The organism is Pseudoalteromonas sp. NZS11 (genome assembly GCF_015864765.1).
In the GTDB taxonomy this organism is placed as follows: Bacteria; Pseudomonadota; Gammaproteobacteria; order Enterobacterales; family Alteromonadaceae; genus Pseudoalteromonas; species Pseudoalteromonas arctica.
This window is the reverse complement of the sequence record NZ_JADYWP010000001.1, coordinates 60,084-86,607: the sequence shown is the minus strand read 5'-3', so window position 1 is coordinate 86,607 and position 26,524 is coordinate 60,084. Positions and strand designations below refer to the sequence as shown.

Here is a 26,524-nt window from a genome sequence, read left to right as displayed (position 1 = left end):
TATTTCAAGTCAATTAGCATAAAAAGCCATATAACGAGCAATTAATCTAAATAATCACCCGTTGGTTAACATAAAACCACTGTATTTTAATCAATTTGTATTTTTGGTGTCACAAAAATAAGTAATTCACGCTTTTCATTAAACTCACTTGTGGTTTTAAATAGTCTTCCTACGTAAGGAATGTCACCTAAAATTGGCACTTTACTCGTAGTATTAATGATCTGCTGCTGGAAAATACCACCGAGTACTACGGTTTGTCCATTCTCAACTAACACTTGAGTTTGAATCTCTTGGGTATCAATAGACACTGCTTCACCTGTTCCCGTTTGTACAGTATCACCACGAGTATCTTGAGTAATAATTAAGTCTAGAATTACTTTATTATCAGGTGTGATATGAGGTGTCACTTCTAAGCTTAGTACCGCTTTTTTAAAGCTTACAGTAGTAGCACCACTTGAAGCTGACTCAGTGTAAGGGATTTCAGTACCTTGCTCTATTCGCGCTTTTTGCTGATTAGCCGCTATGATACGCGGGCTAGCAATAATTTCGCCTTTATTCTCTTCTTCAAGAGCACTTAGTTCTAAATCAATCAGCGTACCGTTAGCCAGCTTTGCTATGTGTAAGCCAATGCTAGCCGCAGGATTAGAAATTGGTAAATTTACATTTAATCGATCTGAAATACTTGGCGCATTTGAAGTTGATGTCGCATTATAAATACCTTCAGCGCCTTCAAGGGAGCCAGAAATACCAACACTACTGCCTTGATCACTAAAGCCCCAGCGTACGCCTAAGTCTTCAGTAACGTTATCGCGCACAGTTACCATTCGAGATTCGATTACAACCTGCTGTACCGGAATATCGAGTGTTTCTATCATCCGGCGAATGTTTTCTATACTCTTTACAGTATCTTTTACCAATAAAGTATTTGTACGCTGATCAACCGATACACTACCGCGGGCAGTTATAATACTGTTCCTATCTGTTTTTAATAAGTCAGCAAAATTTTCGGCTTTAGCATAGTTTAATCGAATGTATTCACTATAGAGTGGTTCTAAGTCTTCAACTTGCTGTTTAGCTTTTAAATCTTTAGCTTCACGTGCCGCAAGCTCCTCTGCAGGCGCTACCATTAAAATAGAGCCATCCATGCGTTTGTCTAGCCCTTTAATACGCAGTACTACGTCAAGCGCTTGATCCCACGGTACGCCATCTAAGCGCAGTGTTATATTACCTGTCACTGAATCACTGGTTACTAAGTTAAAATCGTTATAACCCGCAATAATTTGTAGTGCTGCTCGCACAGAGATATCTTGAAAATTTAAGGTCATAGGGCGACCTTGATACTCAACGCCACCATCTAAATAGGCGTTTTGCGTTTCATCTTTTTCTACCGTCAGCGTTAAAATATTATCTATTTGCTGGTACGTAAATGTAAACTGAGCGTTTGGCTCAATAACGACACGACTTAACCCGTCTTCTTTAAAAGTCTCGATATTACTTACAACAGTACCAAAATCTAATACATCTAATTCATAAAGTAGGTCATCTAAAATATCGGTGTGATGAAAGTCAGCGTAAATTTTACCGCCACTTTCATGGACTTCAATTGCAGCTTGAGTGTCTTGTAAAAATACGAGTACTTTCGCTTCGCCCTTTTCACCACGTCTAAAATCAATTGATTGGATACGGTTGATGTAATTTCCACTTACGTCACCTGAGTCCATCGCTACATCTTCATTTTCAGATTCTGTAAGAGGATTATCAGACACGCGTATTGATACTAAGTTGTTATGAACTTCAGTTTCATAAATTTTTAATCTATCTAAGTTTACCGTTACCTTTAAACCACTGTTAGTTAAAACATTAGTAACACTGCTAATTCCAGCTTGATTAACTTCAACATCATTTAAACCAACCTCTAACTCTGCGGTATCAAAAAACATTTCGATTCGGGCTGGGCTATTAAACACCTGAACTTTTGGCTCAAGCGTTAACTCTTCATCAAAAACAAGCTGTAACTCAGTTTCGCCTTTAAGTAATGGATTATAACGAACATCATAAAGTAACGGCCCTGCAACGGCTGAATTTACAGTGACTAAAGCAACAGCAGCCAGTAATGTTCGTGAAATACGATGAAGCCAAAGTACATCCTTATGCATGCTATTTTTACCTTTTTTATTATTAATTTGCGCCATCTGTTGCCGCCTCTAACATTTCTAATTTAGTCAAGCGCTCTTTCCAACAGCCAGACCCATCAGGGATTAATTCCACTAACTCTATATAGTCGTTACTTACTGTTTTTACTTTGCCATCATAACTACCAAGGTAATTCCCTACCGTTACACGATGCAAAGTAGCGTCAGCTGCTGTTATTAATGCCCATATTTGTCCACTAGAACCAATTGTGCCTTTCATTGCTAAGTTATCTAGCGGGTATTTTTCTAACGGTTCGCGGCGACGCTCTTGATCTGGGTGCAAACAGTTTTTTACTTGCGTTAATTTATTTTGGATTATCTCAGGCTGAGGCGCTACAAACGGGCTACGTAGCTGACCAGCACTGTACTCAAATATTTCAAACTTTGTCAGCTCAGGAATTGATTCAACCTTTGGTGTTGTGCTTGCTTTTACCTGATCAATAAATTCTTTTTGCTCAGACGTATCATCATTACAACCACTCAAAACAAACACCATTACTACAGGTACTACGCGAAGGAGCTTCATTTTTTAACCCCTTCTTCATAACGATATGTTTTTGCAACAACACCAAATGTTAACTGTTTATCGCCCGATGATAAAATAGAAAAGTCATGTAAGCTTACAATTCGTGGTAACTGAGCTACTTTACCCACAAACTCACCAAATTCATGGTAGGTTCCTATCACTTCTATTTTAATCGGTAATTCAGTATAAAATTCTTTCTCTACTTCTGGTAACCAACCTATTTTTAAAAAAGTCAGACCACTTGTTGTGCCAACATACGACAAATCATCAAGTAAACCAGGGGTTTCGTTAGAGGTAGGTAAACGCTTTAATAATTGTGAAAACTTATCTTCCATTTCAATCATTTGTTGACGGTAGATCTCAAGCTTACTCGCGACTGCGTATTTAGTACGATAAGTTGTGCGTAACTCGACCTCTTTCGCAACTGCACTGTGGTAACTATCAATTTCATCAGAAACTAATAGGCTATAACTAAAAAACAATACAAGTCCGGCAACAAACGTACAACAAATTGCTTTAACTGCAATAGGCCAATCGCCAATGTTATCGAGCTCTATTTCATTCCAATCAATTTCACTCAGTGCTTTAAAATCAAGGTTCATCGCTAACCTCACCAATTTTATCAAATGGTTTTACATAAAATTCCATATTAAAATCACTAAGTAAACGCGAAGATTGATCGCCTGCAACAATGCCTTGCATTGAAGGATTCTCTAGTAAATATGAGCTTTGTACTTGGCGCAGCATTGTTGATAAACGGTTATTAGATTCACTGCGTCCCAATACATGTATTTGGCTGCCTCTGCGCTCGAGTTTTGTTAAGTAAACCCCACCCGGCACTATTTTGGCAACTTCATCCATTATTTGCGTACCCAAATTACGGCTGCTTTGTAATTCTTCAATGAGTCTCATACGCTGTTGTAAGTTTTCTTTTCTTTTATCTAAACTTCTAATTTCACTTATTTTTTTATCTAGCATGCTAATTTCTGAGCTTAAATAGTTATTCTTTAAGTTTTGACCGTCTTTTAATGCACTATAAAAAGAGCTTAATAAGTACATACTCGCAAAACAAAGTATAACGACACCAATAAGTATAGTTACAAATTTCTTTTTCGATTCTTCGCGCTGCGATTCACGCCAAGGAAGTAGATTTATATGTGGCATGTTGAAAAGCTCCTTAATGCCAACCCTGTCGCAATTGCAAACTGCGTTTTGTGACGCTGCATTACATTACGATCTACTTTTGGAGAAATTTCCATATTTTCAAAAGGCTCAGCAACGACAGAGTGAATACCTAGTTCTTCAATGAGTAATCGGTCAATACCTTTAATCATCGATGTACCACCCGTTAATACAATATAGTCGATTTGCTCTTTGCCACTGGTTGTTAAAAACATTTGCACCGCGCGTCGCACTTGTTGAAGTAACGAAGTTTGAAAAGGGGCTAATACTTCAAAGGTGTAGTTTGGCGGTAAATCACCTGATGTTTTACCAATTTCAGCTTCATCAAATCCTTTATTATAATAAGCAACGATACTATTTGTATATTGGTCGCCACCAAAAACTTGGTCACGTGTATAAATTGTTTCCCCTGCTTGAACAACGCTCACGAGCATTAAAACCGCACCAATATCAACCACAGCCACACATTTATTAAATGCGTCGCTAGGTAATTGTTGGTAATACACATCCATTGCACGACTTAATGCATAGCTTTCTACATCAACTATTTTAGCTTCTAAATTTGCAGCTTCTAAAGCGCCAACACGCGCTTCTACACTCTCAGTACGAGCAGCTGAAAGCAAAACATTCATTTTACTAGGATCGGCCTCATTCGTCGAAAGCTTCTCAAAGTCGAGGCTCACTTCATCAAGAGGATATGGAATTAAACTATCGGCTTCAATTTCAATTTGCGACTCAAGTTCAGCATCAGTTAACGATACATCCATGAAGATCACTTTTGTAATGACTGTTTGGCCAGAAACAGCCACTGCTGCAGATTTTAACGACTTTGGTAATTTTTTTCTTAATTTTGTAATTACGTTACCAATCGCTTCAATATCTTGAATTGTGCGCTCACTCATAGCGCCTTTTGGCATCGGCTCAATTGCAAGTGCTTCGAGTCGAAATCCAGTTTCAATTTCACGTAAAAGCACAGCCTTAATAGAGTGCGATCCAATATCAATTCCTACCATCATTTGGGACGGTTTTTGAAATAGTTGACTTAGCATGTTTCAACTTGGCCTTTGTTTTAATAATAAACAAGTTATAATTTTTATATGAAAAAATATTATTCATTTTTTAATCAATATATACTAGCAGTCAAAACTCGCAATTGGGAGTCCATTTAGGGAAATATAAGTGATTTTATTAAAACGAACTTTACAATTTTTTATCATTTGTGTGTTAATTGGTCTGATTACTTTGATCAGTCTTTATTACTACGTTAAACCTGATATCCCCAGTGTGCAAGTTTTAAAAGACGTGCAATTACAAACTCCTATGCAAGTATTCACTAAAGATGGGCTTTTAATCAATCAATTTGGTGAAAAACGTCGTATTCCAGTGACTATTGATGAAATTCCTCAAACACTCATTAATGCATTTTTAGCGACAGAAGATAATCGATTTTACGATCATATAGGCATAGACCCTATTGGTATAGTACGTTCGGCTGTTGTTCTTATATCTACTGGCGAGAAAAAACAAGGTGCAAGTACTATTACTATGCAGCTTGCTCGTAATTTCTTTTTAACACGCGAAAAAGCGTATATCCGTAAAGTTAAAGAAATATTTATAGCGCTTCATATTGAAGGAGTGTTAACAAAAGACGAAATTTTAGAGCTTTATCTTAATAAAATAGAATTAGGTAATCGTGCTTTCGGTATTGGTGCAGCAGCGCAAGTTTATTACGGTAAAGAGCTAAAAGATTTAACACTTGCACAAATGGCGATGATTGCAGGTTTACCTAAAGCACCTTCAGCTTTAAACCCAATTCGTAACCCAACGCGTGCAAAAGCGCGCCGAAATGTAGTTTTAGGCCGTTTACTGACCGAAGACTATATAACACAAGAGCAATATAACGAAGCAACTAGCCAACCTATTACAGCTTATTTTCACGGTGCAGAAATAAACTTATACGCACCGTATATCTCTGAAATGGTGCGCGCTGAAATGGTTTCGCGCTATGGGGTAGATAAAGCCTACAACTCTGGTTTTAAAATTTTTACCTCAGTAGAGTCAAAGGTTCAAAAAGCAGCGCAAAACGCACTTGTAAATAACTTACACAGTTACGATATGCGTCATGGTTTTAGAGGTCCAACTGATGTTTTATGGAATCCTGAAACACAACCAGCTTTAACTGAGCAACAAATACTCAATAAATTACAGAGCGTAAATGAGTTAGGCACTTTAAAAGTTGCAGCAGTACTCAGTGTTAATAATAAAACAGCTACAGTACTACTTAAAAACGGTGAGCAAACAACTCTCAGTTGGGATAGTTTAAAATGGGCGCGTAAGTATATTACTCGCTACCGCCAAAGCTTTGCTCCAAAAGCAGCTACTGATATTTTAACGCCAGGTATGCAAATATGGGTACGTCAAAACGAAGATAACAGCTACTTATTAAGCCAAATACCAGAAGCATCAAGCGCTATTGTATCCCTCGATCCACAAGACGGTAGAATAAAAGCTATTGTAGGGGGTTACAGCTTTGAGCAAAGTCAATACAACCGAGCGATACAAGCTAAGCGTCAAGTGGGTTCTAATATAAAACCTTTTATATATTCAGCAGCACTTGAAAAAGGTTACACGCTTGCGTCTATATTAAATGATGCACCTATAAACCAATGGGATAAGAGCCAAGGCGTAGCATGGCGCCCTAAAAACAGCCCTGCTGTTTACAACGGTCCTATTCGAATTCGCCGTGCTTTAGCACAGTCTAAAAACGTTATTTCGGTGCGCTTACTACGTGGTGTTGGATTGCAACGTACAGCTGATCACTTACTAAAATTTGGTTTTAAAGACGCTGACATTAATCGTAGTGAATCATTAGCACTTGGTAGTGCTTCTATTACCCCGCTTGAACTTGCAAGAGGCATGAGCACATTTGCCAATGGCGGTCATTTAATTGAACCTTACTTTATCTCAGAAATTCAAGACGCTTACGGCAATGTATTGTTTAAAGCAAACCCTGCTCTTGCCTGTGACGAAGAGCCTTCGCCAACACATAATGCACTCTCAATGCATAATAGTGATGATGAAATGGAGCAAACGAAAAAATGTGCGCCGAGAATTATTTCTAAGCAAAATGCATTTTTAATTGCTGATGCTATGAATAGTGCAATTTGGGGGGGTGGTAGCTGGGCTCATAAAACAGGTTGGAGTGGAACCGGTTGGCGAGCACAAGCGCTAGATCGTCGCGATATTTCAGGTAAAACAGGCACAACTAATGACTCAGTAGATACCTGGTTTAGCGGTTTTAATAGTAATGTGATGACCTCAGTTTGGGTTGGCTTTGATAACCCGGGCAACGCTCTTGGTCGCTCTACATATAACAACAACCTAGATAGCAGCCAAATATCAGGTGCGGAATCTGGCGCTAAAACCGCGCAGCCAGCATGGGTTGAATTTATGAAAGCGGCACTTGAAGGCAAGCCTGAAGCCCCAATTGAGCCGCCTGAGGGACTTGTTTCTATTCGTATTGATTTAGCTACTGGTTTATTAAGCCATAAAAATGACTACACGAGTCGATTTGAATATTTTGAAAAAGGTACTGCACCTACAAAGTATGTGCTATCTCAGCCTAACGATATATTTGAAGAAGACACTAAAACAGAAGAAGAGCTATTTTAATAATATGTATGTAATACAAAAACGGCAGCTTATTTAAGCTGCCGTTTTTGTTTAAACCAAAGGTTTATTTTAAGTTTTGAACAAGCCAATATAAATCAGAGTGCACACCCGCAGCGGTCACTTCTCTACCCGCTCCTGGCCCCTGAATTACTAATGCGTTATCGCTATACCATTTGCTATTAATTACAAAAATATTATCGCCAGGTGTAAGGTTTGCTAACGCATCGCCATTAGGCACATACGCTATTCCCACTTTAGCAATTACTTCACCTTGTGTGATTTCTAACAAGCCCGTATATCTAAGTACTAAATTTTTAGACTTTGCTGTCACTGCATGCTCTTCGATGAACGCGTCTAGCTGTGCTTTTTTATTTAAAAAGTCATTCCAACTTCCCAGCGCAAGTTCATCTGGCATCAATGCCGATAAGCTAATATCGTCAAGTTCAAGCTCAACACCTAGCTCTCGAGCTAAAATAAGTAGCTTACGCTGCATATCTCGCCCAGATAAATCTTCGCGAGGGTCTGGCTCTGTGAATCCCATTTTCTGAGCTTCCAGTAGCAACTCAGAAAATGGCCTTGTTCCATCATATTTACTGCATAACCACGAAAGCGTGCCTGAGAAAACACCTTCTATACGTGTTATTTTATCGCCACTATTTTGCAAATCAGCCAAAGCAAAGTTAATAGGTAAACCAGCGCCAACACTGGTGTTATATCGCCAATGTAAATTACGTTCTTTAATATTACTACGAAGTGCTTTATACCAAGTAGTAGGTGCTGTTCCAGCGTATTTATTAGCACTAATTAAATGACAGTTTCTATCTACAAAGTCTGGATATAACAAGCTAAATTGTTCACTTGCGGTAATATCAATTACAATTTTATGCTCGTAATCGAGCTCATTTATAGCATTCAGTAAATCTGCAGATTGATAGCTATTTGCCTCATGCTGCCATTGAGTTTTCCATTGCTGTGTATTAATACCACTTGCATTAAACAGCATTTTTTTAGAGCGAATTAGACCGACTAATTTAATACTAAAGTCATCCGATAAACGCTCAAATTGTGCCGATAACTGTTTAATGAAAACGTCGCCAACGTTACCAAGCCCCGCAACTATAATTGCGATTTCTTGGCCTTTATTAATTAGCTTATCGTGTAAGTCACTTTGTATATCACTATCTATAAATTGATCGGTAAGCAATAAAGCATAGCCAGTATCTTGATGGACAAAACGAGGTTTTATGCTGTGGAGTTTTAATAAATCTAATGCTTGTAAGCTTAATGTATTAACGTCTTGCTCAGGCGCTACAATTGCACAACCGTTTAAATTTGACTCGCTAATATTTGCCCTACCCGCAAAATAATTAATAACCAGATAAGTTTGTGCTGCAGGTACTACTAAATACACTTCACCATTATGGTTAAAGTGATGAAGGCTATGCTGAATAAGCTGACTAACGCTTGAGACCTCACCTTCACTTAATCCTTCAACCATTAATAGGTCAACATTTTGCAACGTGGTTATAAAACGTTTTTTCTTCGCTGAACCTTCTTTTACTATATCTGTTGGACTTGCTTGTACGTCAAAACTACTGCGAACAGCTAACTTAATATCTGTGTTTTTAAGTGGCGATAGTGTTTTTGCATGTAATACAGGGTTACCCAAACGAGCTAATAAATTAGCCTGCCCGCGACAAATTTTGCCGTATTTAATCGCTTTTTGTACCTTTCGAGGATCAGTGCTATACACTCCCTGTGTATCAGTCCAAATACATACTTGCTTAGCATTGCAATAATTTGCAAGTAGTGTTGCACTGTAGTCACTGCCATTTCGGCCAAGCGTTACTGTCTCGCCTTTGATATCTGCGGCAATAAACCCAGTAACAACATTTATTTTATTAGGCAAAATTAACTGCCCACATTGCTGCGCATTTTGCGCATGCATTAATTCGCCATCATTTAAGGTAAAAAGAGTACGTGCATCTTGAGCGCATGCCTCAATATTTAGCTGCTGTAAATAAGTAGCGAGTAAACGTGCTGACCACAGTTCGCCATGTGCAAGTAATGCAGCCTCTTTTAGCTGCTCAGCTTGAGCAAGTTCTGCAATATAGCTAAGTTCGATACTTAGTGTCTTAAGTGCACTTCGTTTTAAATCAGCTTCTAATAACTGCTCTATTAAATCACTTTGATGGTTATTTAACTGCAGTAAAATATCAGCTACTGCTTGAGTATCTTGTTTTTGATAGCTTTGCCAAAGTAATACTAGCGTATCGGTTGTCTTACCCGCAGCCGATACCACCACACAATCACCCGGTTGAGTATGTGTAATTATTATTTTTGCTACGCTTTGGTATCGCTCACTTGAGCTTAAGCTTGAACCACCAAATTTATGTACACAATTGACCATATTAATCACCAAAGCGCCGGACGGGCTGCACTTAATTTAACGTTACCACCAGAAGTGCCTGCTCCTTTGCCTACACGGCCAACATTTTTATTTTGCCCTGGTTTTACAAGTTCAAACACTCGCTCAAAATCAGCGACTAAATCGCGTATATCTTCAATACCTACCGAAATACGAATAAGCGTATCGCCCACGCCCGCTTCTAAACGTGCTGTTGCCTCCATACCTGCGTGCGTCATAGTTGCAGGGTGACAAATTAAGCTCTCTACGCCACCTAGTGACTCAGCTAAACTAAACGTTTTAAGACTAGTCAAAAATGCCGCAGCGTCATTTATATCGCCTTTAATATCAAAACTAACCATGCCACCAAAACCAAGTTGCTGTGCTTTAGCCAGTTCATGTTGAGGGTGTGACTCAAGACCTGGGTAGTAAACCTGGCTTACATATTCAGAGCTTTCAAGATACTTAGCTATTGCCAGTGCATTTTCTTGATGCTGCCTTAGGCGCACATTTAAAGTACGTAAACCACGAAGCGTTAAATAGCTATCAAAAGGCGCACCCGAAATACCAATGTTATTAGCCCACCAAGCAAGCTCATCGCCTAACTCTTGTGTTGCGGCAATAACAGCGCCGCCTACTACATCTGAGTGTCCGTTAATGTATTTAGTGGTTGAATGCACCACAATATCTACACCAAACTTAAGAGGATTTTGTAAAGCAGGTGACAAAAACGTGTTATCTGCAGCCACCAATGCACCGCATTGCTTTGCAACATCGGTCACCGCTTTAATATCTGTTAAACGAAGTACTGGGTTACTTGGGGTTTCTATCCAAATAAGCTTAGGTTTAATTACTAAAATTTGTTGAAGGCTTTCTTCTTTTGTTAAATCTAATATTTCGAGCTTTAGTAGTCCGCGTTTTTGTAAAGATGTAAATAAACGATAGCTGCCACCATAACAATCATGTGGAATTACTAACGTATCGTCACTATTAAGTAGCTGAGTAGCTAAATGCACGGCAGCCATGCCTGTAGCTGTAATTATGCCACGAGCGCCACCTTCAAGCTTAGCAAGCGTCTCAGCTAAAATATCACGATTAGGATTACCGCTACGACCATAATCATACTCACGCTTAGTATCAAAGTCGGCAAACGAATAAGTAGTCGATAAATAAATTGGCGGTACCACCGCACCATGATGTTTATCAGCATCAACGCCGTTACGTACAGCAATGGTCGCTTTGTTTTTTTCGCTCATATTCGTCACCTGATTAATTTGGATGTGTAGACGTCTAAAAGAGTAAGTTATCCGTTTTGATAAGTCAAAGTATTTTAAAGCTCTAGATGGCTAAAAGTAGAAGGGGCCTCTGCGAATAACACATTTTAGCTCACAAAAGTGTGCTTATCTTTACACCTACAATAGGCTTATTAAGATAGATCGGTATCTATTATTTGACTATCTTTTTTAAATCGATAGAATTTCACGCATATTTACACGCTTTTTATACCGTGTGAGAAATTAATAATCTGAGGCAACGATACATCTTATGGCTAAATGGAATGGTGAGTATATTCACCCATACGCAGAACACGGTAAAAAATCAGAGCAAGTTAAAAAGATCACCGTTTCGATCCCGCTAAATGTATTAAAGGTATTAACTGACGAACGTACACGTCGTCAAATCAATAACCTTCGCCATGCTACAAATAGTGAATTGCTATGTGAGGCATTTTTGCATGCTTTTACTGGCCAACCTTTACCAAATGACGATGACTTACGTAAAGATAACGCCGAAAAAGTGCCAGAAGAAGTTAAAAAAATAATGCAAGAAATGGGTCTAGAAGTACCCGTTTTAAACGAAGAATAAATATTACATAGACAAAAAAACCTCAGTAATTACTGAGGTTTTTTTATGTCTAAATTTTATTGCATAGCTCTACTGTATAGATTTACTGCATATAGTTTTCAGGTAGCTCAATTTGTGCAACACCTGACTCAATAGCAGCAAGTGCAACAGCTCTTGCTATACGCGGCAGTAAACGTGGATCCATTGGTTTTGGAATAATATACTGCGCACCAAATTCTAGTTTATCTACACCAGCGGCTTTTAAAACTTCTGCAGGTACTGGCTCTTTGGCAATACTTCGAATAGCATCTACTGCAGCAATTTTCATTTCATCGTTAATAGCGCTTGCACGTACATCAAGCGCACCACGGAAAATAAACGGGAAACATAAAACATTATTAACTTGGTTAGGGTAATCAGAGCGCCCTGTTGCCATGATTAAATCGTTGCGTGCGCCGTGCGCAAGTGCAGGATCAATCTCAGGATCTGGGTTTGAACATGCAAACACAACTGGTTTTGCAGCCATTAGCTTTAAATCTTCAGCCGCTAATAAGTTAGGACCAGAAACACCCACAAATACATCCGCATCTGCAATTACATCTTGCAATGTACGCTTATCGGTATTGTTAGCAAAAAGCTGTTTATATTCATTTAAGTCATCGCGGCGGGTATGAATAACACCTTTGCGGTCAAGCATATAAATGTGTTCACGCAGTGCACCACATTTAATTAACAGCTCCATACACGCAACAGCGGCAGCGCCTGCACCTAAACATACAATAATTGCATCTTCAATTGACTTACCTTGTACTTCTAGCGCATTTAACATACCAGCAGCCGTTACAATGGCAGTACCGTGTTGATCGTCATGAAAAACAGGAATGCTACAACGCTCTATTAATGCTTTTTCAATTTCAAAACACTCTGGTGCTTTAATATCTTCAAGGTTAATACCACCGAATGTGTCGGCAATGTTGGCAACCGTATTAATAAAGTCTTCTGTTGTTTTGTGCTTAACTTCAATATCGATAGAATCAAGCCCTGCAAAACGTTTAAACAATAACGCTTTACCTTCCATTACAGGCTTAGACGCTAAAGGACCTAAATTACCAAGGCCTAGAATTGCAGTACCATTAGTAATAACCGCAACCATGTTACCTTTACCAGTATATTTATAAGCATTTGCAGGATCTGCAGCTATTTCACGTACAGGTTCGGCAACACCTGGGCTATACGCAAGTGCAAGATCATGAGCCGTTTCAGCTGGTTTTGTAAGCTCAATGCTAATTTTACCTGGTACGGGATGTGAGTGGTAATGTAGTGCTTGTTCACGAAAGTCAGACATAACGCGATTGTATCCTGCAATTTAAGTTAAAGTGAGAGATGGAGTCTTGGGGTACGATACCCTTATTATTTTTAAATTCCAAGCAATATCAGGTCTATCCTGTTATATGCTATATCCTATAATTTTAAGAGGTTTTTCAGTAACTTTGCAGGATTATATCAACATTTAATAAATAAAAATTCACCTAAAAAGTAAGTTTTAAGGTGCTTTTATGCCTATCAAAATCTTATAAAATGTATACTTAAAGTATCAGCATAAACTTAGAATAACAGCCTACTACCCTACTTTAAAAACAGATAAGCCCACGTTAGCTACTTTTATCAACCTAGTTAAAAATTGTACTATTTAAAATATAGAGAATATCTATCGATTTGTCTGTAAAGGATTATGCATACTCAGAATAAGAATAGGAAATAGTTATGCAAAAGGAGGGGATCGTTAAAATCAACGAAATAATACCAATCTGCTTATATATGGGGTCTATTTAACGTTAAGAAAATTACGCTAGAACTAGGCTAAAATTTTTGTATCTAGTTGTTCTAAATAAAAATTTTTTAACGACGTTATAGTGCAATTTAATTCGTTAAATTGCTCAAAGATTTATGCAGGTTGGTATAAGATAATAAATAACAAATTTTAGGCACAAAAAAAGCACCCTAAGGTGCTTTTTTTAACTAAACAGCAATAATTACTTCTTGCTGGCAAGTGCACCGAAGCGCTTGTTGAAGCGATCAACACGTCCGCCAGTGTCTAAAACTTTTTGCTTACCAGTGTAAAACGGGTGACACGCAGAACATACGTCTAAGTGAATGTCTTTACAAAGAGTTGAGCTAGTTTCGAATTTATTTCCACATGAACATGTTGCAGAAATTACTTCGTACTTAGGGTGAATACCTTCTTTCATAGGAACCTCTAGTTAAGGCCGCATCGCTCTCCAAACCCGGAGTTTGGCACCATACGTCGTTAAAACAAATTTGTTGGTGGCGGATTTTATCCAACAACCTCCCCCCACACAAGTATTTATTTATATTTTTGCCAAAAAAGTGAACAATCTCTGTCTCAAGCGCTATTGCTAGTAGGTTTTTAGCGTTATTTTTAGTACATTACAGCATTAATTTTACGGGTTGAGTTGTTATGAGTTTTGTTGAAGTTGCTATTAAAGTCCCGCTTCCACGCACCTTTGATTATAAAATAGAAGAACAGCTCAGTGGCTTATCAACTCCTTTACTACCTGGCATGCGGGTTTTGGTACCTTTTGGTAATCAAAAAAAAGTAGCGGTTGTTTTGGGTATTAAAAGCAGTACCGACGTCCCTTTAAATAAAATTAAAAATATTATAGAGGTAATAGACGACGCCCCTATTTTAAGTGCCCAGCATTTAGAACTCCTTAGCTTTACTGCCCGCTATTATTGCTACCCATTAGGCGAAACTATTCATATAGCGCTACCTGGTGCACTTCGCCAAGGTGAATCGCCTGATAAAACCAGTATTAATATGGTTGCCCTGACAGAAAAAGGTGCAAAAGTACCGTCGTTAAAAGCTAAAACACAGCTCAACCTATTAAAGCAGTTATCGCAATCAGGTAAGTCATCATTAACTGAGTTAAAAGCACTGGGCTTTAGTAAAAAAACAATAGATAGCTTAATAGATAAAGAACTCATAACACAAACTATTGAGCACGATAACCAATGGCAAAGTGTTGCTCCAACCGTCGGTAGTAAACCAGTACTAAATAAAGAACAAGCGGTTGCTTGCACAGCTATAAATCAAAGTACTGGCTTTAGCAGCTTCTTATTAGAAGGCGTAACGGGCAGCGGTAAAACCGAAGTGTATTTACAGTGCCTAGAAGAAGTACTCAAACGTGGCGAGCAAGCCCTCGTACTCGTGCCCGAAATCGGCCTAACACCACAAACCGTAAACCGTTTTCGCCGCCGCTTTCCTGATACACCCATTATGCTTTGGCACTCAGCACTTACCGACAACGAACGTTTACAAACATGGCGTTTTTGCGAAAAAGGCAGTTGCGCGATAGTTATTGGCACGCGTTCGAGTATTTTTCTACCATTTTTAAAACTCGGTATGATTGTTGTTGATGAAGAACACGACTCGTCATTTAAACAACAAGATACCCTTCGTTACCATGCTCGTGATTTAGCCGCTTACAGAGCTTTTCAGCATAAAATTCCGCTTATATTAGGCAGCGCCACACCCGCGCTTGAAACACTTCACAAAGCAATTAATAACAAATACCAGCTATTAAGTTTAACGGAGCGTGCGCAAACAGCGACTGACAATCAGTTTAAGTTACTCGATATGAAAGGTCAGCCCGACCAAGCAGGTATTGCACATGCAAGCCTTGCTACTATGCGTCAGCACTTAAATCGCGGTAAACAGGTTATGGTATTTTTAAATCGCCGAGGTTTCTCACCAACCCTTATTTGCCATGAGTGCGGTTGGTTGAGCGAGTGTAAACGATGCAGTACCAGCGCTACATTTCATAAAGCGATTGGGCAAATGATCTGTCATCACTGTGGCGACCAGTACCCTGTCCCTCACCAATGCCCTGACTGTGGAAGTACGCAAATATTTCCTAACGGTAAAGGCACAGAGCAAATTGAAGAGTTTTTATCGACCGAGTTCCCTGATACACCCGTTACTCGTATAGACCGCGATTCAACTCGCCGAAAAGGTAGCCTTGAAAAAGCACTTGATGAAATAAACCTAGGGGGCGCACGCATTTTAGTGGGCACACAAATGCTTGCCAAAGGCCATCACTTTGCAGATGTGAGCCTTGTTATAATTTTAGATGTAGATAGCGGCTTATACTCATGCGACTTCAGAGCGACAGAGCATTTAGCGCAATTAGTCACCCAAGTAGCGGGGCGTGCTGGACGTTCAGGAGAACCTGGTCAAGTGTTATTACAAACACACTTTCCAGAACACCCTCTTTTGCAAGACTTAGTTAATAATGGTTACCAAGACTTTGCCCGCTTTGCTCTTAGTGAGCGCGATGATGCTGACTTACCGCCCATTACAAATATGGCCATTGTGCGTGCACAAGGACATAGTATTAAACTAGTCGTCGATTTTTTGACGGATTTGGTTCCTGTGAATGGGGTATCTGGTATACAATTGCTCGGTCCGATCCCTGCCCCACTTGAAAGAGTCGCAGGCATGTATCGTTTTCAATTGCATATTCAAGCGCAAGATCGTCGCATATTACATCAGTACCTTGCGCAAATGGTTGATTATTTAAGTACCAGTAAACTTGCACAAAAAGTACGCTGGAGCTTAGACGTAGACCCTATAGACATGATTTAGGTTAAGGCCAAAATAACACCATGGCACAGCACGATTATATTAATAAAAAGCCTGCAGGCAGAAACAGTAAAAAAAACGCACCCGCTAAAAAACCATTTCCTATTCTTTTAGCCGTTATAGCCATCTTACTTGTAGGTGGTTTTGCCTACACACTATGGTTTATAAAAAGTAATGCCGATCCAAAACTTGTCGAAAAACAAGCTAACCCAACTGCACCCGCAAAAGTAGAAGTTGTTATTCCACGTACACCGGAATTTATTAAAGAAATTAGAAACCACGAGATTCAAGTTGAAGTAAAAGAACTTGAGCAAAAAGGTCCTTATGTTATGCAATGCGGTTCGTTCAGAACTCATGCACAAGCTGAATCATTAAAAGCTAAAATCGCATTTGCAGGGCTCATTTCTGAGATAAAACAGGCTGAAGGCAGCAATGGTACTTGGTATAAAGTACGTTTAGGCCCTTACAAAACCAAACGCCAAGCCGAAAGCGATAAAAACAAACTTAAACGTGTAAAAATAGTCGGCTGCGGAATTTGGGGCTGGACTTGAAAATAAACCATTCACCCATATAACCTCATCATAATCGTTTTTTACGAGTTGCCTCTGCAGCTCGATGATGAGGAATAACATGACTACTATCGTAAGTGTTCGCCGCGGCGACAAAGTTGTAATTGGCGGCGATGGCCAAGTTTCACTTGGTAACACCGTAATGAAGGGTAACGCCCGCAAAGTTCGACGTCTTTATAATGGCAAAGTAATCGCTGGTTTTGCCGGCGGTACTGCTGATGCCTTCACTCTTTTCGAACGTTTTGAAAGCAAATTAGAAATGCACCAAGGTAACCTAACTAAAGCCGCAGTAGAAATGGCTAAAGATTGGCGAAGCGACCGTGCCCTTCGAAAACTCGAAGCGCTGCTCGCTGTAGCAGACGAAACAGCCTCTTTAATTATTACCGGTAATGGCGATGTAGTTCAGCCAGAAAACGATTTAATTGCGATTGGTAGTGGTGGTAACTTTGCGCAATCAGCTGCAACCGCCCTTTTAGAAAATACAGATTTAAGCGCTCGTGAAATAGTAGAGAAAAGCTTAACTATTGCAGGCAACATCTGCGTATTTACTAATAACTTCCAAACAATCGAAGAATTATAATAGGAACTATTATGTCTGATATGACCCCAAGAGAAATTGTTCACGAGCTAGATCAGCACATTATAGGTCAGGCTAAAGCTAAAAAAGCAGTCGCTATTGCGCTTCGTAATCGCTGGCGCCGTATGCAATTAAATGAAGATTTACGCAGTGAAGTAACACCAAAAAATATACTAATGATTGGCCCAACAGGTGTAGGTAAAACAGAAATTGCCCGCCGTTTAGCAAAACTTGCTAACGCACCATTCATTAAAGTAGAAGCGACTAAATTTACTGAAGTTGGTTATGTTGGTAAAGAAGTAGATACGATCATACGTGACCTCGTTGATGTTTCAATTAAAATGACTCGCGAACAGCAAACTAAAAAGTTTAAACATCGCGCCGAAGAAGCAGCAGAAGAGCGTATTTTAGATGCACTTTTACCACCTGTTAAAGATCAATATGGCGAAAGCCAACGCGACGATACTTCATCTACTCGCCAAACATTTCGTAAAAAATTACGTGAAGGCCAATTAGATGATAAAGAGATCGAGATTGAATTAGCGCAAGCTCAATCAAACGTAGAAATTATGGCGCCTCCTGGTATGGAAGATATGACCAACCAGTTACAAAGCATGTTTCAAAACATGGGCGGCGATAAACGCACTAAACGTAAGTTAAAAATTAAAGAAGCCTTCAAACTATTAACGGAAGAAGAAGCCGCTAAATTAGTAAACCCTGAAGAGCTAAAAGAACAAGCTATTTTTGCAGTAGAGCAAAACGGTATTGTGTTTATTGATGAAATAGACAAAATTTGTAAACGTGGTGATTCTTCAGGCCCTGATGTGAGCCGAGAAGGTGTTCAGCGCGACTTACTACCGTTAATTGAAGGCTCAACAGTAAACACTAAACACGGTATGGTTAAAACTGATCATATGTTGTTTATTGCCTCAGGTGCATTCCAAATGTCTAAACCATCAGACATGATACCTGAGCTACAAGGTCGCTTACCGATTCGAGTAGAACTTGAGCCACTAACTGCAGATGACTTTAAACGTATCCTGACAGAGCCGCATGCATCGCTTACTGAGCAACAACGAGAGCTCCTTAAAACTGAGCAAGTAACGATTGAGTTTAGTGATGATGCTATTGAGCGTATTGCTAAGGCAGCGTGGCAAGTTAACGAAAAAACCGAAAACATCGGTGCTCGTCGCTTGCATACTGTGATGGAAAGATTGATGGAAGAAATTTCATACGATGCTTCTGAAAAAGCAGGTTCATCACTTATCATTGACGCCGCTTACGTTGAAAAACATCTAGGCGCACTTGTTGAAGATGAAGACTTAAGCCGCTTCATTCTATAAAACGAATATAAACGTTATACTAAAAGCCTCCAGATTGGGGGCTTTTTAATGGGATATATAAAATGAAACACGTTACAAAAGTGCATTACCACAGCGTGAGTAAAAATTTAGATGTTTATTTTGACGACGATAGCCAAGCAGTCTTTAGCTGTGAATTTTTACGCGTTCACTCTCCCTCTGCTGAAGTGCAAGGCCATGGCTCTGGTCCAATGAAGCTAGTACTTAATAAACAATCTGTAGGTATAAAAAACATAGTACCTGTTGGGCATTATGCACTGCGTTTAGATTTCGATGATGGTCACAATAGCGGACTGTTCAGTTGGAGTTACTTTGAAAAACTACAAGCGCAGCAACAAACGTTGAGCGATGAATATTCGGCACGCGTAGCCGAGCACGAACAAAACAAAAACAGTGTACCAATAAAGTTTATTCCTTAAACCTTATTGGTAACTTTAGGTGGGTATTTTTAGATTGTTAACCAAAACCCTGGTTAAGATATTTACTATCCAGGGTTCAGGTTAGTTACACTTTAAACTTATCAATAGCGCTAAATAACACTCTAGCTTGCTCAGATACTTCTTCGCTAGTTTGGGCGTTTTTAGCAGCATGTTCAGTTGCATCTTGCGCAATGTCGCGAATTCTCACTACATTTTTATTAACCTCTGATGCCACTTGGCTTTGCTCGTCAATAGCAACCGCTATTTGAGAGCTCATTTCCATTATTGTTTGTACATCTTCAGTAATTGCGCCTAATAACTCACCTGCTTTAATTGCTTGCGAGGCACTTTCATCGCCTTGAGAACGACATTTGTGCATAATACTTACCACTTCTTGAGTACGCTGCTGTAAGGTACTTATAATACCTTCAATCTCACTCGTAGACTCTTGAGTACGCTTCGCTAATGAACGAACCTCATCTGCAACAACAGCAAAACCACGACCATACTCACCAGCACGTGCCGCTTCTATTGCCGCATTAAGAGCGAGTAAATTTGTTTGATCTGCAATCCCCCGAATTACATCAAGCACTGAACCAATTGTTTCGCCATCTTTTTCAAGTTGCGATACTACATTTGATGCATTCCCTAACGAATCAGATAGGGCCCTAATGTGCTTAACGGTAGAGTCAACTTCACTGCGCCCTTGTTGAGCACTTAAGTTTGTTGACTCTGCTTTTTTAGCAGCCGCTTCAGTATTATGTGAAATATCCTGAATCGTCGCCTGCATTTCGGTGGCTGCAGTTGCAACCATGTCGGCTTCATGTAATTGCTCTTGCATACCGGAGCTTGTTGCTGCGGTACTTTCTGATAAATGCTCTGTTGCTATGTTAAGCGTATTTAAAGCACCATTAACTTCGTTTATTAAGTTTTTAAAATCGCCTATTAAACTATTAAAGTCGACCGTCATGGTGGTAATTTCGTCTTTACCTGTTTGCTCTATCATCACGCTTAAATCATTATTACGACGAATATCGTTAATGGTGTGATAAACCCGCTCTATAGGCACAATAATCGAGCGGCTCGTGAAATAAACCAACATTAAAACAATAATGCCAGCAATCACAAAAATAAGAATGGCTAAAAATTGTGCCTGTTCAACGCTTTTATCTACCAGTTGCTTAGTGCTTAATAGTATCTGCGCAACGATTGCATCACTTTGTTCAACACTTTTACGCATTTTTCCAAGTGCACCTGAATTTAAATCTAAGCCCAATTCAACCTGCGCCTGGACCAATGCTTGAAATTGCGTTTGGTAGGAATTTAAAAAGCCATTTAATTGAGCTGTGTACCCCGTATCAAATTGAGCCTGAGCGATTTGCTGCTTTAAAGTATCAACCCCTTCATCAAATCGAGTTAAATACTTAAGATCAAAACGTAGCATAAAATCTTTTTCAGCCCGTCTTAATTGTAATATAGAAGATAAGAGTTTGTAATTATCTTGCTCTTTGAGCAAGCTTTCGACCTCGTGTACTGCACTTCTTAGTTCGCCATACAGCCCATCTTTTGGGTGTAACCCTATGCGTTTTTGTAGCACAACAACACTCATAAAATCATTGTTATAAGCACTTACCAAATTATCGAGATTACTTATTTTTTGGGTTTCGATGCCCTGCTCTTGCATAATTACATTCAACTTAGCAATTTTACTTTTAAGCTGATTATAATCTTGTTCAAATAAGTCTAATGCTTCTTCTTGTTTATAAAAAAGAAAGTTTTTTTCATGTTTACGCAGTTCTAATTCATGGATATTAAGCTCTTCAGCAAGCTGAATTGTTTTATTTAAGCTTAACGTTGTTCTCGCTTCATAAATTATTACGCATAAAAGGACCACCATTGCTAAACCAACAACGACTGCGTTTAACTGTAAACGTCGTTTGATTGTTAAGTTTTGTAAAAAATTCATCGCTAACGCCTTTTTTAAATATGCATTTGTATTATAGCTGATAGCTCAGAAGCGACTCATTAATTTAACTTTTTATTATTGGTTATTCTAAGCTACTTAATTGTGATGGCTATAAAGCGACACTATCCCACAAACCTTTGTGTAACGATTGTGTATTATTCCACTGTTGTTTAACCAACCAATCAATTAAAGGCGCTGGGTCGCTAGGGTAATTTATTTGCTTATTTTGCGGGGCGCTATTCCAGTCGTCAAGGGCTTGCGGGTTTAAATAGTTCATAACATGCGCCATGCCCATGGCAAACAAAGTTTGTGCATTTGCGGTTTGCTCAAACTGCCCATCTAAAGGCTTTAATAGTAACTTCTTACCTAACTTAAGTGCTTCACTGGCAAGCTCAAACCCCGCATTACCAATAACGCCACTCGTGTTTGCTAAGTCATTTAAAAAACCAGAACGTGAGGGGAGTCGCAAATGTATATGTCCAAAAGACTGATTGCAGGCATTTGGGTGATAACAATAAAATTCTTTTTCGGGAAAGTCTTTTAAGTAATCAACAACGCTATCTAAGTTTTCAAACGGTAAATATACCAATACCTTATTTAGTACCGCAACAGGATTCTCATGATTATGATGAGCAATAAAAGGCGGGATTATATTATTTGCAAATGGCTTCCAGTGTACGCCTAAGTAGGTAGATGCTGGTGCATAATGCTTGATGAGCGATTTTCTAAGTACACCACGACCAAATATAGGTACGTTTTCTGACAAAAATGCGGCTTGGTGACTAATACCGATAACGGGTATATCGGCCCGTTTTGCAGCCCATGCTGTGACTGGCTCAAAGTCATTAAGTACAAAATCGTACTGTTTTATATCAAGCGATTTTATATCACTCACCAGCTTACAAACTCGCATGTTTTTAAGTGTTTTTAAATTTTTGACTTGCCCATTTTCAGTACTAAACGATAAGCCCCGATACGCTTTATAACTTGAGAATTCGTGCATATCAAAGTAATCTTTATTTGCTCGCCCTGAAAACACATAATCAACATCAATACCAAGTTTATTAAAGCAACTTGCCATAACCCTAGCCCGCGTTATATGACCATTACCGGTACCCTGCACTCCATACAATATTTTCATACAGGTACCACAAGCGCTAATGCGAATAAGCCACAAACACTACCAATAATCGCACCTATAATAATATCAGCAGGAAAATGTACGCCTAATACAACACGAGAAATAGCCACACCAGCAGCCCAACTAAGTAGTAGCCATATATATTCAGGGAAAAAGTGACTTAGTATAATCGCAACTAAGAACGCTGCAGCGCTGTGACCCGAGGGCAAACTAAATTTATCACTTGGTACTATGTAAGCATTTGTTACTAAGCAGTCGCATGGACGGATGCGGGCAAATCTATTTTTGGCCAGTAAATAAATGGGCCTTTCTATAGCAAAACCAACTAATATTGTTACAGGTAATAATTGTTGCTGCTCATTATTACTAAGCCACCACACCGCTAAACACACAAGTATGTAAAGCCCACCATCACCGCTTTTAGATAAGCCAAACGCAATTGTTTTAAACCACTTCGGTGAGTTGCAATTAAATAGAGTTAAAAATAATTGCTCATCTAGCAGAGCTGCCCTTTTAAACATATTATTGTTATCCATCACTTCCCCCTCATTGCATAATATATGAACACCGATTTAGCTTATGTGTTGTAAATAACAATTGAGTGACGCTTTTAAGACACTATTATTGCGATTAATGATTTAGCGCTTGTTTTGTCTAAATTTACTGCGATTAAGTCGTTGTTATTGCTTATAAGGAGGGTATACTGAGGTATAAATTAATGTACCTTTTGAGGATAAAATAATGGATTACAGCACTTCTGATTTATGTGACCACTTTGCTGATGTGGTTGACGTGCTAGAGCCAATGTTCATCAACTTTGGTGGTCGACACAGCTTTGGTGGCCGCATTAAAACGGTTAAATGTTTTGAAAATAATGAACTGATCCGCGAATTACTTTCTCAAGACGGTACAGACTTAGTGCTTCTTATTGACGGTGGTGGCTCAACTCGCCGTGCACTTATTGATATTGAATTGGCCGAACTTGCACTTGAAAACAACTGGAATGGTATTGTTGTTTACGGCGCAGTACGCCACGTTGATGAGCTTGAAGAACTTGATTTAGGCATTCAAGCAATTGCTTCCATTCCTGTTGCAGCTGACAGTGAAGGTGCTGGCGAGGATGCTATAGGCGTTAACTTTGCCGGTGTATCATTTTTTGATGATGACTTTATTTATGCTGATAGTACTGGCATTGTTTTATCTGCAGAAGAATTAGAATTGGAAGTTGTAGAAGTATAACGTGACCTCCCATTTAAAAGTATATGATGAAAGCGCGGTTAGAGCACTTTGCTCTAGCCGCGTAAATGAAAAAAAAGCATGGCAATCAATGGCCTTGCTAGACACTCAAGTAAACCTGCAACAAGCACTTATTGACGCAGCTCAATTTGGCATTCGCTACGTACTTCTTGGTATTTGCGAAGATATTGGCCCAAAAGCAAATTTAGGAAATGGCGGTGCAAACGAAGCATGGTCTGCTTTTTTAAAACGTTTTTTAAACCAACCTCATAATCAATTTATTGCCACTCAAAAAGTACTTTTATTGGGTGAAGTAAATACTGATGATTTAATGGCGCAAAGCAACCAACTTAATAATCAGCAAGCCCAGCAGTTAACTCAATTACGAGATTTATGCCAACAACTTGATGAACGCGTAGAGTCAGTATTAAGCCTTATTTTTAAAGCAGGGCTTGAGCCAATCGTAATTGGCGGAGGTCACAATAATTGCTTAGGTATTATTCGCGCGCTAAGTAAGTCAAAAAACACGCCTGTTAATGCTATCAATTTTGACCCTCATGCCGATTTTAGAGAATGTGAAGGTCGTCATAGTGGTAATGGTTTTCGCTACGCGTATAACGAGCAACATTTAAGTAATTACCATGTTATTGGCTTACATGAATTAAAAAATAATCAAGCAATTATAGATGCAATGAGTGAAGCTAACTTTAAGTTTGATAGCTATCAATCTATACAAGTTAAGCGAAAAATCACACTAACGCAGGCAATTGAAAATGCACTAAGTAATTTTAATGATTTACCACTGGGTGTTGAAGTTGATTTAGATAGTATTACTTATATGCCAGTTAGTGCGTATACATATTGCGGATTTAGCGTGAGTGACACTGAGCACTTTGTGCATTTAGCTGCAAGCCATCGCTACTCTAAGTACTTACACTTATGTGAAGCAGCGCCTAGCCAGCATCCTAACGGGTTAGATGCCGGTGCTGCCCATGTAGGGCAAGTGATTAGTGCACTTGTAAATAGCTACCTACAAGCCAAAGAAAACACTTAACGTTGTTGAACCGATCGCCACTCTTTTAGCCAGCTCATTAAACCGATACTACTTAGCGGATGACCAAAGTAATAACCTTGTGCAGCATAACCTTTTAAGCTTTTTACAAACTTAAGTTGTTCAAGTGTTTCTACTCCTTCAAAAATTACTTTTGTTTTTTGTTGGCTATGCATATCAACCATTCCACCAACTAAACTGCGTATATTGTTTTGATTACTAAAGTCAGCGGTAAGTGAAGGTGAAACCTTAATATACTCAACCGCTAAACTTGGTAACTTAGAAAGTAGTACTGGGTTATCACCAAGTCCATCCACACATACTTTTAAGCCTATGTTATTAAGCCTTGCGATCATGCCTCGACCTTTGTCATCTAAACCAGCAAAAATATGTAAAGGGCATTCAACAATCAAGTCTCCCGCCTCTAAGTGATGCTCATTTATAACAACATCAACAAATTCAACAAACTCTTCATTTAGCATTTCAGGGCCAAATACGTTAATGCTAAGCGGTATAGAAATACCTTCTACTCTAAGCGCCATTGCAAGCTCAGCGGCTCTCTCCATTACAAATTTAGCAAGCGGGTAACCAAGCCCTGCTATTCTTATGTCGTCAATAAAACGATTAGCAGATAAAATTCCTTGCTTAGGATGCTGCCAACGCAGTAGTAATTCTAAAAACTCAATTTGACCGTTTTCGTTGCAAATTATAGGTTGAAAATAGAGTTCTAATTCGCTCGAAAAATCAATATTTGCTAATTCTTTTAGTCGCGCTTGTTGCTCTCGCAGTTCAATCATCATTTGTTGATGATAAGGCACAACCTTGCGATTTGGGTGGCTATCGAGTGCTAGGTATGCGTACGATATTAAATTATCAAAGTTATTGTCTTGCTCATTACAATCAACATAACTCGCCCTCGCTTTTACCTCTACAGTGCAGTTAGCGACATTAAATGGCTTAAGCGTTGCACCCAGTATTTGTTCAATAACCAACTCATGCAAATGTTTTTGATTCGCAAAACTACAAATAAATGCAAAGTTAAGGCCCCCTAAGTGGGCTAGCTTTTCTTGCCCAACTAAAGTCACTATTTCGTCACTTGAAAGCAGTTCTTTTATTCGATTAGCCGATTGTGCTAACAGTATATCGCCAAAGTCACGTCCAATGTGCTGGTTAACTTGCTCAAATCCTTCAAGACGAATAACGATTAACGCTGCACTTACTTGCTTATTGTCGCACCATGCATAGTAACCTTGACGTAACTGTTTTCTATCTGCAAAAACCGAAAGCGGAGACTCTTCAATAAATGCATCACCTGTAGGTTCTGGCTCTATCACGACTTCTATTTCAGCGCTTTCATCATTTAAAAAGCCAACAATAGCTAATAATAATATTGCTAACACAACCCAAAATAACGGAACTTCCAATAATAAATGAGCTGAAAATAGAACAACAAATAAAAGACCAGCCATTGAGCTGGTAATAATCATGCTCCAATTATTTCGCTCGAAGGCTTGCCATAAATGAAAACAAAATCCAAAGGCAAGTAAAATGGCAAGCCAAGCTGCGCCCGTACTCAAAATAGCCAAACCAACAGCTGCTGTGCATAAATAGCTAAATTTAATACTGGCATTTTTAACGGCAAATAAAGTGGCAATCATCGCCATCAATAGTGCACCACTAAAAAATATTGGAAAATTACTGTCGGTTAGTATGTTCA

The 26,524-nt window shown here is 39.0% G+C and carries 22 protein-coding genes; 9 read left to right on the top strand and 13 right to left on the bottom strand.

Going from position 1 to position 26,524, the window contains the following annotated elements; translation table 11 throughout:
- Positions 1–86 precede the first annotated feature (86 nt).
- Genes I6E82_RS00345 through I6E82_RS00325 form a run of 5 tightly spaced genes read right to left on the bottom strand, consistent with a single transcriptional unit; the run spans position 87 to position 4,949 of the window.
- Positions 87–2,192, bottom strand: coding sequence for a type IV pilus secretin PilQ (locus I6E82_RS00345; protein ID WP_101217493.1), 2,106 nt, complete (start codon positions 2,190–2,192; stop codon positions 87–89).
- Positions 2,179–2,718: a pilus assembly protein PilP gene (locus tag I6E82_RS00340; protein WP_007586272.1), complete on the bottom strand. Its 540-nt coding sequence runs from the start codon at positions 2,716–2,718 to the stop codon at positions 2,179–2,181. Before I6E82_RS00340 ends, I6E82_RS00345 begins: the two co-directional genes overlap by 14 nt.
- Positions 2,715–3,320 (bottom strand): type 4a pilus biogenesis protein PilO, encoded by a 606-nt coding sequence (locus I6E82_RS00335; RefSeq protein WP_197116303.1) that lies wholly within the window; start codon positions 3,318–3,320, stop codon positions 2,715–2,717. Before I6E82_RS00335 ends, I6E82_RS00340 begins: the two co-directional genes overlap by 4 nt.
- Positions 3,310–3,882: a PilN domain-containing protein gene (locus I6E82_RS00330; RefSeq protein WP_007586268.1), complete on the bottom strand. Its 573-nt coding sequence runs from the start codon at positions 3,880–3,882 to the stop codon at positions 3,310–3,312. Before I6E82_RS00330 ends, I6E82_RS00335 begins: the two co-directional genes overlap by 11 nt.
- Positions 3,870–4,949: a pilus assembly protein PilM gene (locus I6E82_RS00325; protein ID WP_024589891.1), complete on the bottom strand. Its 1,080-nt coding sequence runs from the start codon at positions 4,947–4,949 to the stop codon at positions 3,870–3,872. Before I6E82_RS00325 ends, I6E82_RS00330 begins: the two co-directional genes overlap by 13 nt.
- Positions 4,950–5,079: 130 nt before the next feature.
- Here I6E82_RS00325 and I6E82_RS00320 point away from each other — a divergent pair, with 130 nt between their 5' ends.
- The gene (locus tag I6E82_RS00320; RefSeq protein ID WP_197116301.1) at positions 5,080–7,572 is read left to right on the top strand and encodes a penicillin-binding protein 1A; all 2,493 of its coding nucleotides are present in this window, start codon (positions 5,080–5,082) and stop codon (positions 7,570–7,572) included.
- Positions 7,573–7,636: 64 nt separating this feature from the next.
- On the opposite strand, the gene metL is transcribed toward I6E82_RS00320, so the two are convergent.
- Both metL and metB read right to left on the bottom strand, forming a co-directional pair.
- Positions 7,637–9,982 (bottom strand): bifunctional aspartate kinase/homoserine dehydrogenase II, encoded by a 2,346-nt coding sequence (metL, locus tag I6E82_RS00315; RefSeq protein ID WP_197116299.1) that lies wholly within the window; start codon positions 9,980–9,982, stop codon positions 7,637–7,639.
- Positions 9,983–9,987: 5 nt separating this feature from the next.
- A complete protein-coding gene (gene metB / locus I6E82_RS00310) occupies positions 9,988–11,235 on the bottom strand; it encodes a cystathionine gamma-synthase (RefSeq protein ID WP_197116297.1) in 1,248 nt (415 codons plus the stop codon).
- 289 nt (positions 11,236–11,524) lie between these two features.
- Between metB and metJ the strand changes: the two genes are divergently transcribed.
- Positions 11,525–11,845, top strand: a complete 321-nt coding sequence (gene metJ / locus I6E82_RS00305) for a met regulon transcriptional regulator MetJ (RefSeq protein ID WP_007586263.1) — start codon at positions 11,525–11,527, stop codon at positions 11,843–11,845.
- A gap of 82 nt (positions 11,846–11,927) precedes the next feature.
- Here the strand turns inward: metJ and I6E82_RS00300 are convergent, their stop codons facing one another.
- Both I6E82_RS00300 and rpmE read right to left on the bottom strand, forming a co-directional pair.
- Positions 11,928–13,169 (bottom strand): malic enzyme-like NAD(P)-binding protein, encoded by a 1,242-nt coding sequence (locus tag I6E82_RS00300; protein WP_007582028.1) that lies wholly within the window; start codon positions 13,167–13,169, stop codon positions 11,928–11,930.
- A 688-nt stretch (positions 13,170–13,857) separates the two neighbouring features.
- The gene (gene rpmE / locus I6E82_RS00295) at positions 13,858–14,073 is read right to left on the bottom strand and encodes a 50S ribosomal protein L31 (protein WP_007582029.1); all 216 of its coding nucleotides are present in this window, start codon (positions 14,071–14,073) and stop codon (positions 13,858–13,860) included.
- 230 nt (positions 14,074–14,303) lie between these two features.
- Between rpmE and priA the strand changes: the two genes are divergently transcribed.
- The 5 genes from priA to I6E82_RS00270 all read left to right on the top strand — a co-directional run bounded on the left by priA (position 14,304) and on the right by I6E82_RS00270 (position 19,413).
- Positions 14,304–16,490 carry a primosomal protein N' gene (priA, locus tag I6E82_RS00290; protein WP_024594431.1) on the top strand — a complete coding sequence of 729 codons (2,187 nt, stop codon included), beginning with the start codon at positions 14,304–14,306 and terminating at the stop codon, positions 16,488–16,490.
- Positions 16,491–16,510: 20 nt separating this feature from the next.
- Positions 16,511–17,038 carry an SPOR domain-containing protein gene (locus I6E82_RS00285; RefSeq protein WP_007582031.1) on the top strand — a complete coding sequence of 176 codons (528 nt, stop codon included), beginning with the start codon at positions 16,511–16,513 and terminating at the stop codon, positions 17,036–17,038.
- A gap of 79 nt (positions 17,039–17,117) precedes the next feature.
- On the top strand, positions 17,118–17,636 hold the full coding sequence (hslV, locus tag I6E82_RS00280; RefSeq protein ID WP_002958366.1) for an ATP-dependent protease subunit HslV: 519 nt from the start codon (positions 17,118–17,120) through the stop codon (positions 17,634–17,636).
- An 11-nt stretch (positions 17,637–17,647) separates the two neighbouring features.
- Positions 17,648–18,976 carry an HslU--HslV peptidase ATPase subunit gene (hslU, locus tag I6E82_RS00275; RefSeq protein ID WP_197116295.1) on the top strand — a complete coding sequence of 443 codons (1,329 nt, stop codon included), beginning with the start codon at positions 17,648–17,650 and terminating at the stop codon, positions 18,974–18,976.
- Between the two features lie 62 nt (positions 18,977–19,038).
- The gene (locus I6E82_RS00270) at positions 19,039–19,413 is read left to right on the top strand and encodes a gamma-butyrobetaine hydroxylase-like domain-containing protein (RefSeq protein ID WP_010553804.1); all 375 of its coding nucleotides are present in this window, start codon (positions 19,039–19,041) and stop codon (positions 19,411–19,413) included.
- An 85-nt stretch (positions 19,414–19,498) separates the two neighbouring features.
- On the opposite strand, the gene I6E82_RS00265 is transcribed toward I6E82_RS00270, so the two are convergent.
- From I6E82_RS00265 to I6E82_RS00255, 3 genes are all read right to left on the bottom strand, one after another.
- Entirely contained in the window at positions 19,499–21,379 is a 1,881-nt protein-coding gene (locus I6E82_RS00265) for a methyl-accepting chemotaxis protein (protein WP_197116293.1), read from the bottom strand.
- A gap of 109 nt (positions 21,380–21,488) precedes the next feature.
- Positions 21,489–22,520, bottom strand: coding sequence for an MJ1255/VC2487 family glycosyltransferase (locus I6E82_RS00260; protein ID WP_197116292.1), 1,032 nt, complete (start codon positions 22,518–22,520; stop codon positions 21,489–21,491).
- Positions 22,517–23,056 (bottom strand): phosphatase PAP2 family protein, encoded by a 540-nt coding sequence (locus I6E82_RS00255; protein WP_024605288.1) that lies wholly within the window; start codon positions 23,054–23,056, stop codon positions 22,517–22,519. Before I6E82_RS00255 ends, I6E82_RS00260 begins: the two co-directional genes overlap by 4 nt.
- Before the next feature lie 205 nt (positions 23,057–23,261).
- Here I6E82_RS00255 and rraA point away from each other — a divergent pair, with 205 nt between their 5' ends.
- Together rraA and I6E82_RS00245 are read left to right on the top strand one after the other, a co-directional pair.
- Entirely contained in the window at positions 23,262–23,759 is a 498-nt protein-coding gene (rraA, locus tag I6E82_RS00250) for a ribonuclease E activity regulator RraA (RefSeq protein ID WP_002959955.1), read from the top strand.
- Between the two features lies 1 nt (position 23,760).
- On the top strand, positions 23,761–24,810 hold the full coding sequence (locus I6E82_RS00245; protein ID WP_101217275.1) for a formimidoylglutamase: 1,050 nt from the start codon (positions 23,761–23,763) through the stop codon (positions 24,808–24,810).
- On the opposite strand, the gene I6E82_RS00240 is transcribed toward I6E82_RS00245, so the two are convergent.
- The gene (locus I6E82_RS00240; protein ID WP_024589898.1) at positions 24,807–26,471 is read right to left on the bottom strand and encodes a bifunctional diguanylate cyclase/phosphodiesterase; all 1,665 of its coding nucleotides are present in this window, start codon (positions 26,469–26,471) and stop codon (positions 24,807–24,809) included. The two genes, I6E82_RS00245 and I6E82_RS00240, sit on opposite strands and share 4 nt — an antisense overlap.
- Positions 26,472–26,524: the final 53 nt, after the last annotated feature.